This is a genomic window from Sphingobacterium phlebotomi, assembly GCF_008180195.1.
Classification (GTDB): Bacteria; Bacteroidota; Bacteroidia; order Sphingobacteriales; family Sphingobacteriaceae; genus Sphingobacterium; species Sphingobacterium phlebotomi.
The window spans coordinates 46,932-61,420 of the sequence record NZ_VTAV01000015.1; the positions used below are offsets into that span (position 1 = coordinate 46,932).

Annotated in this window: 11 protein-coding genes; 5 read left to right on the top strand and 6 right to left on the bottom strand. The window is 41.0% G+C overall.

Features of this window, described 5'->3' with window-relative positions:
• Positions 1-63: 63 nt before the first annotated feature.
• The gene (locus tag FXV77_RS17255; protein WP_148920490.1) at positions 64-462 is read right to left on the bottom strand and encodes a single-stranded DNA-binding protein; all 399 of its coding nucleotides are present in this window, start codon (positions 460-462) and stop codon (positions 64-66) included.
• Positions 463-650: 188 nt separating this feature from the next.
• On the opposite strand from FXV77_RS17255, the gene FXV77_RS17260 reads away from it, so the two are divergent.
• A complete protein-coding gene (locus FXV77_RS17260; protein WP_148920491.1) occupies positions 651-1,037 on the top strand; it encodes a DUF2116 family Zn-ribbon domain-containing protein in 387 nt (128 codons plus the stop codon).
• A 519-nt stretch (positions 1,038-1,556) separates the two neighbouring features.
• Here the strand turns inward: FXV77_RS17260 and FXV77_RS17265 are convergent.
• A complete protein-coding gene (locus FXV77_RS17265) occupies positions 1,557-2,117 on the bottom strand; it encodes a DUF4230 domain-containing protein (protein ID WP_148920492.1) in 561 nt (186 codons plus the stop codon).
• A gap of 104 nt (positions 2,118-2,221) precedes the next feature.
• On the opposite strand from FXV77_RS17265, the gene dnaE reads away from it, so the two are divergent.
• The 3 genes from dnaE to FXV77_RS17280 all read left to right on the top strand — a co-directional run bounded on the left by dnaE (position 2,222) and on the right by FXV77_RS17280 (position 7,742).
• Positions 2,222-6,646 carry a DNA polymerase III subunit alpha gene (gene dnaE / locus FXV77_RS17270; protein WP_148920493.1) on the top strand — a complete coding sequence of 1,475 codons (4,425 nt, stop codon included), beginning with the start codon at positions 2,222-2,224 and terminating at the stop codon, positions 6,644-6,646.
• Positions 6,647-6,743: 97 nt separating this feature from the next.
• The gene (gene trxA, locus FXV77_RS17275; RefSeq protein WP_148920494.1) at positions 6,744-7,061 is read left to right on the top strand and encodes a thioredoxin; all 318 of its coding nucleotides are present in this window, start codon (positions 6,744-6,746) and stop codon (positions 7,059-7,061) included.
• 117 nt (positions 7,062-7,178) lie between these two features.
• The gene (locus tag FXV77_RS17280) at positions 7,179-7,742 is read left to right on the top strand and encodes a DUF4256 domain-containing protein (protein WP_148920495.1); all 564 of its coding nucleotides are present in this window, start codon (positions 7,179-7,181) and stop codon (positions 7,740-7,742) included.
• 33 nt (positions 7,743-7,775) lie between these two features.
• Here the strand turns inward: FXV77_RS17280 and FXV77_RS17285 are convergent, their stop codons facing one another.
• Positions 7,776-8,786, bottom strand: a complete 1,011-nt coding sequence (locus tag FXV77_RS17285; RefSeq protein WP_148920496.1) for an SMP-30/gluconolactonase/LRE family protein — start codon at positions 8,784-8,786, stop codon at positions 7,776-7,778.
• Between the two features lie 133 nt (positions 8,787-8,919).
• Here FXV77_RS17285 and htpG point away from each other — a divergent pair, with 133 nt between their 5' ends.
• On the top strand, positions 8,920-10,806 hold the full coding sequence (htpG, locus tag FXV77_RS17290) for a molecular chaperone HtpG (RefSeq protein WP_148920497.1): 1,887 nt from the start codon (positions 8,920-8,922) through the stop codon (positions 10,804-10,806).
• A 94-nt stretch (positions 10,807-10,900) separates the two neighbouring features.
• Here the strand turns inward: htpG and FXV77_RS17295 are convergent, their stop codons facing one another.
• The 3 genes from FXV77_RS17295 to FXV77_RS17305 form a co-directional block, all read right to left on the bottom strand.
• Entirely contained in the window at positions 10,901-12,097 is a 1,197-nt protein-coding gene (locus tag FXV77_RS17295) for a TlpA disulfide reductase family protein (RefSeq protein WP_148920498.1), read from the bottom strand.
• 78 nt (positions 12,098-12,175) lie between these two features.
• Positions 12,176-13,246 (bottom strand): TlpA disulfide reductase family protein, encoded by a 1,071-nt coding sequence (locus FXV77_RS17300; RefSeq protein ID WP_148920499.1) that lies wholly within the window; start codon positions 13,244-13,246, stop codon positions 12,176-12,178.
• Positions 13,230-14,462 carry a TlpA disulfide reductase family protein gene (locus FXV77_RS17305; RefSeq protein ID WP_187444170.1) on the bottom strand — a complete coding sequence of 411 codons (1,233 nt, stop codon included), beginning with the start codon at positions 14,460-14,462 and terminating at the stop codon, positions 13,230-13,232. Before FXV77_RS17305 ends, FXV77_RS17300 begins: the two co-directional genes overlap by 17 nt.
• Positions 14,463-14,489: the final 27 nt, after the last annotated feature.

Sequence of the window (14,489 nt, forward strand, 5' to 3'; positions counted from 1 at the left end):
AATAGAAAAGTTATAAAGAATAAGCGGGGAGTTTTTTGATGGAGAGCTCCCCGCTATTATTTATTACGGAAGATCGGTATCGTTGTCCTCAACATCGGCCTGAACTTCCAATAAGGATGCGTTTGCGACTTGTCCGTCTAATACAACAAATTGTTGCACCCGTATATCTGTAACCTCTCTTTTGATGTTATTGATATCAGTGTAATCGCGATAAACCAAAGAACCTTGTATCAACAGGCGGGTTCCTTTTTTACATTTATTTTCCAGGCGCTCTGCCAGTTTCCCCCAGAATACCAAACTATGCCAATACGTAATTTCCACCCACTCGCCTTGGCTGTTTCTGGAATATTCGTTGGTCGCGAAACGTACATTGGAAACTTTGGTACCGTTTGTTGTTGTTTTTACTTCTGCATCGGCTCCTAAGCGCCCGATAAGTTGTACTACATTGATTAATGTGCTCATAATATTTAAATTTTAGTTGTAAATCCACTTTCAATATTTTACATTTATAGTGTCAATGGCATTCGCTTTTGACATTTCAAAGTTGCGAAAGCTGGTTTCGACTAGCCGGTAGTTAACCAATTATAAGCGTTTATAAACGTTTATAAGCGTTTACAAACGTTTGTACAATAAAAAGAATTATGTGAAATATGGAGAAACGTATGTGTTTGGCTTGTGGCGAACCTGTTATTGGGCGGTCGGATAAACGCTTTTGCGATGATGGCTGTCGGAATGCATACAACAATAAACGGAATAGTCTTCCCAATAGTTTTATGCGAAAAATCAACGATATACTGAAACGTAACCGACAAGTGCTCGGTAAGGTACTAGGCAATGAAAAAATGCAGAAAGTATCTCGCGAAAAACTATTGTCTAAAGGATTTGATTTTGATTTCTTCACGAATCAACTTAGTAATGCCAAAGGGCAAATCTATTTTTTTGTCTATGAATTTGGTTACCTACAGTTGGATGAGGAACTGTTTCTGGTGGTTAGACAAAAAACGCCAGAGAATGTTTTTCAAAATAGATTCGTATAAGGTAACCATCATGGTTTATTCAAACCTACACAAGGGGATGAATAAACCTGATAGCTTCATCACCTTTAAAGAACAACTGAGTGGAACGAGCTCATCTATACAATTGAGATTAAACACGTATAGATAATTTATTCGGATGAAAAATAGATGCGGAATTATTTTGAATCATTGGATTTTGTTATTATCTTAGCATTTCATAATTCAGTCCGCTAGAGCATGGCGGCAAGTTATAATTGGTTAGTAAGACCTTTATCCGCCCGGATAGAGGTCTTCTTTTTTATATTATTCTTCCGTCGATGATCAGATTTTCTTCTTAGCTTTATTAGTTCCCAGCTAGCTGATGAGGCTAACTAAGGGGAATGAAAAAATCCTGAAGCGGGGAGCCTCAGGATTTTACCAAACCAATTATTAACCTAAATTATGAAATTATACTCTTATAACGCGGAAGGATACAAACTATTATCTACTATTGATCCTTTAACATTTTTTAACACTTAAAGACGTCTTATGTATCGCAGTTTATTCAAAAGACACGCTTACCTTGGAAAAGCCCAATCCTTCTAACAATGGTCTAAACACATGTATTGCGTTTTCTTTTGTTTGACTAAGCATGTCTGAATTTCGTACCTCCTTATAGATTGCTTTCTCGGCACTTTTAAAAGCCTCATCCACTAAAGTTGCTTCCCGGAAGAAAGCCATTTTTGTATCATATACTTTTGAAGCTTCGTGATCTATTTTTACATAACAGATTTCGGGGGATGGCAGCCGTATGGAAACCGAATCGTCTATCACGTCTATATCTTGTGGAGAAAGTTTGGTCAGATCCACACAACCCACGGCGTCTGCCTTGACGATGAGTAAAACGCTTGCATCTGGTAAGTAGGCGCTTACGTTCTTATGTTCCAGTACATCGCTGAACCGATATTTCACCAATTCCAGCTTGCCCATTGCTTCAATGCGTTCGATCAGTAATTGATGTTTGCTTTCCGACGTAGGCCTATTTCCGTATCGCACAAGCAAGAACCAGCCGATAACGACCAGAACACCGATAAGAAGCACAATTTTCAAAAATTTCATCATGATTTATCTTTGTTAAATTATATTCCTATACAAAATAAGCAAAATGTTTTTTTACATTCCCTATCTTTATTTTTTAATTTTGTTGAGAAGAGAAAGGGAATTTGATGTATATAATTTTTGATACCGAGACTACAGGTTTACCGAAGCGTTGGGATGCCCCCATCACAGATACTGATAACTGGCCGCGCTGTATACAAATAGCATGGCAGCTGCATGATGAAATGGGTAATCTTATTGAGCATCAGGACTATTTGATTAAACCGGATGGTTTTAATATTCCTTACGATTCTGAAAAAATTCATGGTATCTCTACCGAGTTAGCCGAAACAGAGGGTGTTCCGTTAGTGGATGTGCTGGATAAATTTAATGCCGCTTTAGCAAAGGCAAAGTTTGTTGTCGGACAGAATATAGGATTTGATATCAATATTATGGGGAGCGAGCTCTACCGGTATGAAGTCAACTCTCCTTTAGCGGGTATGCCTGTATTGGACACATGTACGGAGGTTACAGCAGAATTGCTAAAACTTCCCGGAGGCCGTGGCGGACGTTATAAACTGCCCAACCTTACGGAACTTCATAATTACTTGTTTGGTATGCCATTTGCCGAAGCTCACAATGCGACGGCCGATGTGGAAGCAACAACGCGTTGTTTTTTCGAGCTCGTTAGACGGGAAGTATTTACACCGGAAGAGCTACAAGTAGATACAGGATATTTTGTTGAATTTAAGCAGCACCATCCGGATACCATTGCCTCGGTAGGCTTAAAGCATATCAACCTAAAAGCTGCATCAGATGCTATTCGTGCCACGCAAAAGACAGATGAACCTACAACCGTTATAGACGAGGAGCTTAAGAAAGCATTAGACGATGCGGAGTTTGCCCATCTGCATAACCATTCGCAGTTTTCCGTATTGCAGTCAACCATTTCTATCCCCGCATTGGTAAACGCTGCCGCGAAGACGAATATGCCAGCTGTGGCCCTTACCGACAACGGTAATATGATGGGTGCCTTTCATTTTGTTAATACGGTACTTGGATATAATAAGGAAATCGAGACAAAAAATGCAGAAGCATTAGAACGGGGAGCACCACCGGTGGGGCGAACGATTAAACCTATCGTAGGTTGCGAATTTTATGTATGCGAAGATCGAACGGATAAATCAAGGAAAGACAACGGTTATCAAATTGTCGTATTAGCAAAGAATTTAAAAGGCTATCATAACTTAGCAAAAATGGCATCGATTGCCTATACAGAAGGATTCTATTATGTTCCTCGTATAGACCGATCGGTGATTGAACAGTATAAAGAAGACGTGATGGTTCTTTCGGGTAACTTGTATGGCGAGATACCAAGCAAAGTACTGAATATCGGTGAAACGCAGGCAGAGGAGGCTTTGGTATGGTGGAAACAACAGTTCGGTGAAGATTTCTATATCGAACTCATGCGACATGGACAGGAAGATGAAGATCGGGTAAACCAGACGCTTATTCAACTGGCCCGAAAACATGATGTCAAGCTGATTGCGACGAATAATACCTATTACGTTAGTAAAGACAATGCGCATGCCCATGATATTTTACTGTGTGTAAAAGATGGCGAAAAATTATCTACACCGAAGGGGAGGGGCCGCGGCTTTCGCTTCGGGTTGCCCAATCAGGAGTACTATTTTAAGTCGGCTGCGGAGATGAAGCAAGTTTTTGCTGATGTTCCAGATGCCATTATCAATATACAGGAGATTTTAGATAAGATTGAGATTTATTCTTTAAACAGAGACGTCCTTTTACCCAAATTTATCATTCCGGAGAAGTTTCAGCACGCTGAGGACGACTTAGATGGCGGTAAACGTGGTGAGAATGCATACTTACGCCATTTAACGTACGAAGGTGCAAAAGAGCGTTATGGAGAAATAACCGATAGTATTCGGGAGCGTTTGGATTTCGAGTTAGAAACGATCGAAAGAACAGGGTATCCAGGCTATTTCCTTATTGTACATGATTTTATTGATGCCGCCCGCAAAATGGGTGTGTCCGTAGGACCGGGACGTGGTTCAGCAGCGGGTTCCGCTGTTGCCTATTGTTTGAAAATCACCAATTTAGATCCCATTGAATACGATTTGCTTTTTGAGCGCTTCTTGAACCCGGACCGTGTTTCCATGCCCGATATTGATATCGACTTTGACGACGAGGGGCGAAGCCGAGTCATGCAATACGTTATTGATAAATACGGTGCTTCCCAGGTTGCCCAAATCATCACATACGGTACGATGGCGGCGAAATCGTCTATCCGGGATACGGCACGGGTGCTTGATTTACCTTTGCAAGACGCCAACGAGATTGCAAAACTTATTCCCAACCTCAAGTTGAGTAAGATTTTCTCGATGGATGAAAAAGCAATGAAAGAGGTATTGCGATCCGAAGAACTGGAAGCGGTCAACCGTTTAAAATCATTGGCTGATGGCGCAGGATTGGAAGCAGAAACCATCAAGCAGGCCCGTGTTTTGGAAGGTTCGATGCGGAATACAGGAATTCATGCCTGTGGCGTGATCATCACACCCGACGATATTACCAAGTTTGTTCCGGTATCGTTGGCAAAAGACTCCGACTTGTATGTCACCCAGTTTGACAACTCCGTGGTAGAAAGTGCCGGTCTATTGAAGATGGACTTCTTGGGGCTGAAGACGCTTACCTTGATTAAAGATACCGTTGCCAACGTGAAATTACGCCATGGGGTTGAACTTGATCCCGATAGATTTCCGATTGATGACTTGTTGACGTATGAGCTGTTCCAACGTGGGGAGACAGTTGGTGTGTTCCAATATGAATCTCCTGGAATGCAGAAGTATATGAAAGAATTGAAGCCTACGGTATTTGCCGACTTAATCGCTATGAACGCGTTATACCGTCCGGGGCCGATGGAATATATTCCGTCTTTCGTTAAGCGAAAACACGGAATAGAACCTATTACCTACGATTTGGAAGCGTGTGAAGAGTACCTAAAGGAAACGTATGGTATCACGGTTTATCAAGAGCAGGTGATGCTTTTGTCACAAAAGCTGGCGGGGTTCTCCAAGGGTGACGCCGATGTTCTGCGGAAGGCGATGGGTAAGAAGCAGAAAGCCGTATTGGACAAGATGAAGCCAAAATTTGTTGCGCAGGCGGCTGCTAACGGGCACAACGCAAAAACACTGGAAAAAATATGGACAGACTGGGAAGCCTTTGCATCTTATGCCTTCAATAAATCACATTCTACCTGTTACGCTTGGGTAGCCTATCAAACGGCTTATCTTAAAGCACACTATCCTGCTGAATATATGGCAGCGGTGTTGTCCAATAACATGAACGATATCAAGACCGTGACATTCTTTATGGAAGAATGTCGACGAATGGGCCTTCAAGTGCTTGGACCAGATGTGAACGAGTCGTATTACAAATTTACGGTGAACGACCAGGGAGCTATTCGTTTCGGGATGGGGGCCGTGAAAGGTGTAGGCGCCGGCGCGGTAGACACCATTGTCCAAACACGTGAAAAAGATGGTAAATACAAATCCGTATTCGATCTCGCCAAACGGGTAGATCTGCGTGCCGCAAATAAAAAAGCATTTGAGAGCTTGGCTTATGCCGGTGGTTTTGATAGCTTTAACAATACCCATAGGGCACAGTATTTCCATGTGGATGGCGACAATTCCACTGGATTGGAAAAAGCGATTAAATATGGCCACCGCGTGAAAGAGAATGAAAACTCGGCGCAAGCAAGTCTGTTTGGTGGATCAGCAGCAACGGAATTACCGGAACCTGTATTGGCACCCTGTCCAGCTTGGGGGCTTATCGAGAAACTAAAATACGAAAAAGACGTCATCGGAATCTATTTGACCAGCCATCCGTTGGATAACTATAAGTTTGAAATAAAGCACTTCTGCCAGCACAAGGTAATAGACCTCCAATTGATAAATAAGGTCAAAGCAAGTGAAGTGGAGGAAGAAATATTGTTGGAATTTAACCGGATTAAAAATAAGGAAGTGATTATTGGCGGTATTATCGCCGCGGCTAATCATAGAGTAGCGAAATCCGGTAAACCGTTCGGTTCGTTTATGATTGAGGATTACAGTGACTCCTTTGAAATTATGGTGTTTGGCGAAGATTACGTCAAATTCCGAGGATATCTACAGGAAGGGTTTTTTGTACAAATCAGAGGATTGGTACAAGAACGGTTTAGACAGGCAGGTAATTGGGGGTTTGAGTTAAAAAATATACAGCTACTTTCCGACTTACGAGATAAAATGGCAAAGTCGTTTACAATACAATGCCCGCTTCACCTGTTGAATGACCAATTTGTACATCAAATGTATACCTTAGTTGAATCAACAAAAGTAGAAGGAACCGAATGCAATTGTCAGTTGAAATTTAAAATTCTGGATATACAGGATGAGTTGGTCATTGAGATGCCCGCCAAATCGTTGAAGATAAATCTTACAAACGACTTTTTAGATGGTTTGGAAAAATTCGAAGGGGTGCACTATAGATTAAATTGATAGGCTATAAAAATTTGTGAAGAACGAATGACGATTATCTATAGTCAAATTTCTATCTTTGTTTTATTACGTTAGAGAAATCGAAAAATTAAATATTATGGCATTAGAAATTACAGATAGCAATTTTGATGAGCTTGTTCTTAAATCGGATAAACCAGTTTTAATTGATTTTTGGGCAGAATGGTGTGGTCCTTGCCGTATGGTTGGGCCTGTAGTAGATGAAATCGCGACAGAGTATGAAGGAAAAGCCGTGGTGGGAAAAGTAAATGTGGATAATAACCCCGACATTTCCGTTAAATATGGCATTCGCAATATTCCTGCTTTGTTATTTTTCAAAAACGGTGAAATCGTCGATAAACAGATTGGCGCTGTGCCAAAGTCCGTTTTGGTAGAAAAGTTGACCAAACAGCTCTAAGTAAGACTTTAAAGAAAAAAGAAAAAGCCGGCTTTTTATTGGAAGACCGGCTTTTTCTTTTTTGCATAAAATAGATTTATTGTATCTTCGTTTTCTTCAATCAAACAGTGCTATACCATGGACAACAAAACAAAACTGCCACAGGAACGAATAGATGAACTTCTCGATATCCTAAAAACTCGCTTCGAAAAAAATAAGAATCGTCATCCCGATTTGGATTGGACAAAAATACAGGAGAAGCTCGATGCAAGTCCTAAAAAGCTTTGGTCGCTCCATGTAATGGAGGAGACAGGAGGAGAACCTGATGTAATAGGCTACGATAAAGAAAAAGATAACTATGTTTTTTGTGATTGTGTTGCCGAGAGTCCTAAAGGACGTAGAAGTGTTTGCTATGATCCAGAAGCTTTGGAATCCAGGAAAGAACATAAACCCAAACATAGCGCTGTTGGGATGGCTGCGGAGATGGGTATCGATCTTTTAACAGAAGAACAATATCGTACACTACAAACGCTTGGAAAGTTTGATACCAAAACTTCCAGTTGGGTATTAACGCCATCTACCATTCGAGAAAAAGGCGGTGCCATTTTCGGGGATTGGCGTTATGGTCAGGTATTTATTTACCATAACGGGGCAGAATCCTATTACGCTGCCCGCGGTTTTCGAGGTATATTAACGGTTTAAAGGCAGTAAATGAGCCCTTTTTAGGGAAAGGTGTTATTTCAGTCTGACTCTTAGCACCTTCCCACTATTGGTGATATACAGTGTTTTCTCATCGGTAGAAAGTGCTACGTTGGAAGCGGCGTTATCTAATTTTACTTTACCGAGTACTTTACCATCCGAATTGAAAATCCATATTCCGCCTGGACCACTTGCATACACGATTCCATTGCTGTCAATCTTCAAACCATCTGGTAATCCTGGCAGCCCATTACGCGCGTTCGTAGCACTGTAAAATAATTTCGGGGTTGCGGCAGTATCGGCTAAATCGAGTACATACCAATCAGCAGCCTTAGGGTCCGAATTACCAATCAATAGCCTTTGTCCATCCGGGAAGAGTGCGATACCATTGGGTTTGCTAATCTTATCGGTCAAAAGTATAGTTTCCCCATTTTGTTTTACTTTGTATACACCATTAAAAGGGATTTCTTTTTCAGGGTCATCATCACGCTGCGTAGGTAATCCATATGGTGGATCCGTAAAAAATAACTCGTCTGCCTTATTGTACACAGCGTCATTGGGACTATTTAGGCGTTTATCGTTATATTGATCAGTTAAGGTGAGAAAAGCCGGCTTAGGCTGTAGTAATGGAGCCTCCATTCTGGCAATTTGACGATTACCGTGCTGACACAACACCAAGTTTCCCGCGTTATCCAACAGCAAGCCATTGCTACCAGGTTCTTTCAGTTTTTCCACGTCCTCGCCAGTATAGCCACTAGGTCTTAAATAAACTTCGTTTCCCTTTTCAGCTGTCCATTTGTAAATCGTATTAGTAGGTACATCCGAAAACAATAGCATCTGCTCACTTTCCACCCATACTGGCCCTTCGCTCCATTCAAAACCCTCCGCAATGATTTCTGCTACGGCCGTGCTGTCGATAATGGCATCTAAATCCGCATCCAGACGTTCTACGATACCTATAGTTTCGTATTTCATTTGTTCAGATTCTGGTGGAGTATTACAGGAAAATGCAATGACCAAAATATAGGAAATAAATGTAAGTTTCATCGTAGCGGTATTTTTCGACTGTCTAAATTACATTTTTTCTTTAGATAACTGTCATCCTGTCCTAAAAAAGACAAATGGAATACTCCTTGATAGCATTGTTGTTGATTTTTTATAGACAAAAACGAAAACATATATGCAAGAAAAAGGTAGTATTTCGATTCATACCGAGAATATTTTTCCGGTGATTAAAAAGTTTCTTTATTCCGATAATGAGATCTTTTTACGTGAACTGGTCTCCAACGCCGTTGATGCTTCTCAAAAAATAAAGAGGTTATCCTCTTTGGGGCAGTTTCAAGGTGAACTAGGTGATCTTACCATCGATGTGAAGTTTGACGAAAACGCCAAAACGATTACCATTTCCGACCGTGGTCTTGGTATGACGGCAGAGGAGATTAAAAAATACATCAATCAGATCGCATTTTCAGGTGCTACAGAGTTTATGGAGAAATTTAAGGAAGCAAACGATGCAAACGAGATTATCGGACGTTTCGGGCTAGGCTTCTATTCCGCTTTTATGGTAGCAGATAAAGTGGAAATTCAATCGTTATCACATCAAGATGGAGCCGTTCCAGCACATTGGACTTGTGATGGAAGCACCTCCTACGAAATAAGTGAAGGAACGCGTACCGAACGTGGTACAGATGTGATTCTCCATATCAATGAAGAATCTCAAGAGTTTTTAAACGAGGGACGTTTGAGTGAGATTTTGAATAAGTACGCCCGTTTTTTACCAATTCCTGTACGGTTTGGAACAAAAACAGAATCAGAACCCGATGGCGAAGATGAAGAAGGTAAGCCAAAATATAAGTCTGTAGAAGTTGATAATATCATCAACAATACGACACCAGCATGGACGAAAGCACCATCCGAGCTAAAAGATGAAGATTATTTAGCCTTCTATCGCGAACTCTATCCATATTCGATGGATGAGCCGTTGTTCTGGATACACCTGAATGTTGATTATCCGTTTAACTTAACGGGTATCCTATATTTCCCGAAAGTAAAGAACGAAATGGATATTCAACGGAATAAAATTCAGTTGTATTCCCGCCAGGTATTCATCACGGACGAGGTGAAAGACATCGTACCGGAATTCTTGATGTTGCTGCAAGGAGTCATTGACTCGCCGGATATTCCATTGAACGTATCCCGCTCGTTCCTACAGGCAGATAGCAACGTAAAGAAGATTAATAATTACATCACGAAGAAAGTTGCCGATAAGCTGAATGAAATATTCAAAGCTGATCGCAAAAACTTTGAACAAAAATGGAACGATATAGCGCTCTTTATCAAATATGGTATGCTGAGCGATGAAAAGTTTGCGGAAAAAGCCAATGATTTCTGCCTGTTGTCTAATATGGACAAAGAGAGCTTTACATTAAAAGAATATTATGAAAAAGTAAAAGATATTCAAGTCGATAAAGATGGCAATATTGTGTACTTATATACCAATGACCCATCACAACAGGATGGCTTTATCGGATCGGTGAAAGAGAAAGGCTACGATGTATTGGTGCTTGATGGCCAGTTGGACAACCATTTCGTGGGCTATTTGGAACAAAAAGGTGGCGAGAAAATTCAGGCGAAGCGTGTGGATGCCGATGTGGCAGATAAATTGATTCAGAAAGAGGAAACACAGACACTATCCTTATCAGAAGAAGAATCTAAGAAAGCATCCGAAATCTTTGAAAAAGCGATTTCCAGAGCCGAGATGAAGGTGGAAGTTGATGCACTACACAGCGACGGTCTCCCTGTTTCCGTTACAGAAGATGAGTTTATGCGCCGGATGAAAGATATGGCGAAAACAGGTGGAGGAATGGGTTTCTACGGCACATTGCCCGACAACTATAAAGTGACGGTCAATGGAAACCACCCGTTGATAAAACGAATTTTAGACAGCTCAGAGGAAGAAGGTACGCAATTAGCGAAACAAGCCTTCGATTTAGCATTATTGTCCCGCGGTCTGTTAAAAGGAGCAGATTTGACATCCTTTATCAAACGAAGCGTGAATATGATTTAATTGGTAACCAATACCGATAATTTTTATCCAATTCGGGAGCAAAAAGAGAGGTGTGAAAACATCTCTCTTTTTGCTTAGGATAGATTATACCCCATTAATTCAATCTTGCTTCAATTTCTTTGGTAATATCCTCTTTTGGAGCATTATGTAGTAATATCTTTCCTGTGGGATCCAGTAATGTGTAGGACGGTAAAAAAGGAATCATATATTGCGTTGCAATACGAGCAGGCATATTCTTCACTGGAAAATCATCCGCCACCTGTATCCACGGCATATTTTCTTGTTCTAATGCTTTTCGCCAATCGCCCCAACGGCTATCGTTTGTTATCCCCACGATCTCTAACCCCTTATCCTGATACTTGTTGTACAATTCTTTCCAGTGGGGTATAGCTTGTCTACAGGGTACGCACCAACTTGCCCAGAAATCCAGCAGTACATATTTTCCGCTAGTAGAGGAAAGAGTAAACTCGGTGCTGTCCGGTTTTAATGCCGTAAAATCTGGTGCGATGTTTCCTGGTTTCAGTGCAACACGTTGTTTGAGATTAGTATCTAGCAATTTGTAGTACGGTGAAGACAATGCTTCTTCTCGGAACCTACCGATGATGGACTCCATTTTTTCCAAGGAAATATCTTCATTAAATTGATAATGATTCCAAAACAAATACGCACTCACCACAGAAGAAGGATTGATGTTTACAAAACTATCAATGGCGTTCTCTTCCCACGCGCGAAATAGCGTACGAATGGAATCACTCTCGTTACGTAAAACCGTCTGTTGCTCTTCCGTCGCCTTTCCAAATCGTTTATTCAGGTCTGCAAACGCCGCTTTAAACGCTGCATTTTTTGGGTTTTCTTCAAAAGAACGATAGAGATCATGGCTCTTAGATCCTTGCACAGTGTAGTTCTTTATGCCAGCTCCTTTGTCGCCTCCATACCCTGTATAATCCCAATATTCTGCTCCGGTAGTATCCGCTATGATCTTTATATCATTGTTTTCCATAAAGAGGTTAAAACGCCAGTTTCCGGGCGTAATAAGAATAGTCATCATTTCCGGATTATCCAACTTCCCGCTCAATACAAAGGAACCATCTGTAAATTCCAAACTATCAACAGTCGTAGACGTACGATCTTCTCTGTTTGATTTTATCAGTTTAACCATTCCACTGTCGACACCACTTATCGTGCCGGTTACGTTATACTCGTTTTTTTTCTCCGGTGTACAGGCAGCAACTGCCAAGGCCAGTAACGTCATTAAACCGACTCCCTTCACTAATTGTTTGTTGATCATCATATTAGTTGTTTGTATTTTAAATAGCTACAAGCATACGCTATAAACCGTAAGCTTATTGCGTATGCCCATAGCTTTATTTTAATTAAACAGTTCTTCTAATTTTCTAGACAGCATCGCTCCACGGAGGTCTTTGGCAATAATTTTGCCCGCTGGATCCACCAATAGCGAACTTGGAATGGCGCGTATACCATAATAGGTGGATACCTCGTTTTCCCATCCTTTCAAATCAGAAAGTTGTGTCCATGGCATCCCATCGTCTTGGATAGCTTTTTTCCAGCGGTCACCATCATTATCCAACGATACCCCAACGATTGTAAAATTTTGATCCTTAAATTTATTATAATCTTTAAGCAAATTCGGATTTTCTGCACGACAAGGACCGCACCAGCTCGCCCAGAAATCAATTAATACATACTTTCCTTTAAAATCAGCAAAATGGACCGGGTTCCCGTCCGTATCGTTTTGAGTAAAATCTAATACCGTTTCTCCTATGGAGCTACGTTTTAATATAGACAGTCGTTCTGCCAATGCCTTTCCTTTATCAGCTTGCTGCATAGCGGGGTCTAATAGGTCATAAAGGGGTTTCACCTTTTCATAAGATCCCATACCTGCACGATCATCAACCATATCCAGGCTGAAATAACTTTGAGGATAAGCCGCAATATACTGGGTTGCCCGTTCTGCTTTTGCCTCACGGATTTCCGCTAACTTTTCTTCATTTTTTCGTTGTTCCTCCAGTGAAACCTTTCCCCATTGTCGATAGATGGGTGCTTCTTGGTCAGTAAGGTCTTTGATAGATCGCTCATAGGCATAGGCCTCATCTTGTAGCGAAGAACCGGTCACGTTCAACTTATGCAGCGAATCTGCTGTTCCTGTTATGTTAATATTACGGTTTTCAGCAAAGAATGTTGCACGGAAGTTAGGAAACCAGACAGCTACTTTCTGCGGTTCCCGCAGTTCTGCCTCCCAAGTAAACTGTCCATTCTTAGTCTGTACCGTATCCGCCTTGTACTTTTCCCCCGAGCGATAATGGAATACCAACTCACCATCTTCCAGACCGGTGATGTTTGCATTTACGGTTGCTTTTTGGGCAAAGGTACTACCAGCGACTACGAGCAGCGCTATTGTCATTTTAATTTTGTTGTTCATCTTTTTTGTGTATTTGTGATTCAAATATCTCTTTCAACTTTTTGTCCATGGCGATATCGTCTTCGCCATCTCCGCCATATCTGCCGATAATGATACCATTCGGATCAACCAGAATTTTTGTGGGTAGTGTACTGATTCCAAACTGATCAGAAATTGAATTGGAACGATCAAACTTTCCGTTTTCATGTTTCAATCCCCTTAAGACATGTTTCCAGATATGGATCTGATCTTGCTCTACCGCTTTATGCCAGGCATCAGGGTTACGATCGTCATCGGAGACGCCTATAATCTCAAAGCCTTTGCTACTGTATTTATTGTACAAGCTTATGAGGTGAGGATTACCTTTTCTACAAGGCACACACCAGCTTGCCCAAAAATCCAACAGCACATATTTTCCGCTAAAATCTGTCAGTGCTAAAGGGTTGCCGTTAATATCAGTACTGCTAAATTCAAAAGCTTTGCTCCCGGGCGATCCACCTTTTATCTCTTTTATTTCTTTCGCTATTTCCTTTCCATAGCCGCTGTTTTTAACTTGATCCGACAGGCCTCCATACAACTCTTCTAATTCGTTTAGTTTTGAGCCGGCAATCATAAACCTCAATAGATAGGGGCTAATAAAAGAATCCGGATTTTTCTTAATAAAATCCAGATCGATCTGTTTCATCCTATTATTAAAGGGAGTGAAGTTCTCTCGGTAATCATACGATGCCTCTTGTAAAGTTTTTACTTTTTCTTCCAATGCTTTTAGCTCTTTTTCTGCAGCCTTGTATTGGTCAAATAGACGACTGTACTCTTTACTAACTGCCTCCATTTCCGATCTAATTGGTGCTTTATCAGCATGCAGTTTAGTCCAATCATTCTGCGTTTTTGAACCTTTTACAATAGCATCTCCAAATTTATCCTTTTCCAATTTTACGGTCAGGTTCTTCGGCTCTAAATAAATACTGGTCAAATTAGCATTATCTGAAGTCATCGGACCTTTATACAAATACAAATTAGCCATGATCGGTTCGCTAATCGTGCCATGGAAAGTGAATTTGTTCTTCTCAATCCTAGCACTATCCGTCAGGCGTGTACCTTGTGCATCGTTGTAGCTTATGTAGATATAGGGTACATCGGCATTTTCTATTTCACCCTTTAGTTGGAACTTCTGCTGTGCTTTTGCCGTGACAAGGATTAAGATAAATGGCAATATTAACATGACGTTCTTCTTCATAAACACTGATTTTATTTTCGACTTTTT

Bases quoted from the DNA above. Each gene is read 5' to 3' on its own strand.
- FXV77_RS17255 (WP_148920490.1), bottom strand. From the start codon at position 462: ATGAGCACATTAATCAATGTAGTACAACTTATCGGGCGCTTAGGAGCC.
- FXV77_RS17260 (WP_148920491.1), top strand. From the start codon at position 651: ATGGAGAAACGTATGTGTTTGGCTTGTGGCGAACCTGTTATTGGGCGG.
- FXV77_RS17265 (WP_148920492.1), bottom strand. From the start codon at position 2,117: ATGATGAAATTTTTGAAAATTGTGCTTCTTATCGGTGTTCTGGTCGTT.
- dnaE (WP_148920493.1), top strand. From the start codon at position 2,222: ATGTATATAATTTTTGATACCGAGACTACAGGTTTACCGAAGCGTTGG.
- trxA (WP_148920494.1), top strand. From the start codon at position 6,744: ATGGCATTAGAAATTACAGATAGCAATTTTGATGAGCTTGTTCTTAAA.
- FXV77_RS17280 (WP_148920495.1), top strand. From the start codon at position 7,179: ATGGACAACAAAACAAAACTGCCACAGGAACGAATAGATGAACTTCTC.
- FXV77_RS17285 (WP_148920496.1), bottom strand. From the start codon at position 8,786: ATGAAACTTACATTTATTTCCTATATTTTGGTCATTGCATTTTCCTGT.
- htpG (WP_148920497.1), top strand. From the start codon at position 8,920: ATGCAAGAAAAAGGTAGTATTTCGATTCATACCGAGAATATTTTTCCG.
- FXV77_RS17295 (WP_148920498.1), bottom strand. From the start codon at position 12,097: ATGATGATCAACAAACAATTAGTGAAGGGAGTCGGTTTAATGACGTTA.
- FXV77_RS17300 (WP_148920499.1), bottom strand. From the start codon at position 13,246: ATGAACAACAAAATTAAAATGACAATAGCGCTGCTCGTAGTCGCTGGT.
- FXV77_RS17305 (WP_187444170.1), bottom strand. From the start codon at position 14,462: ATGAAGAAGAACGTCATGTTAATATTGCCATTTATCTTAATCCTTGTC.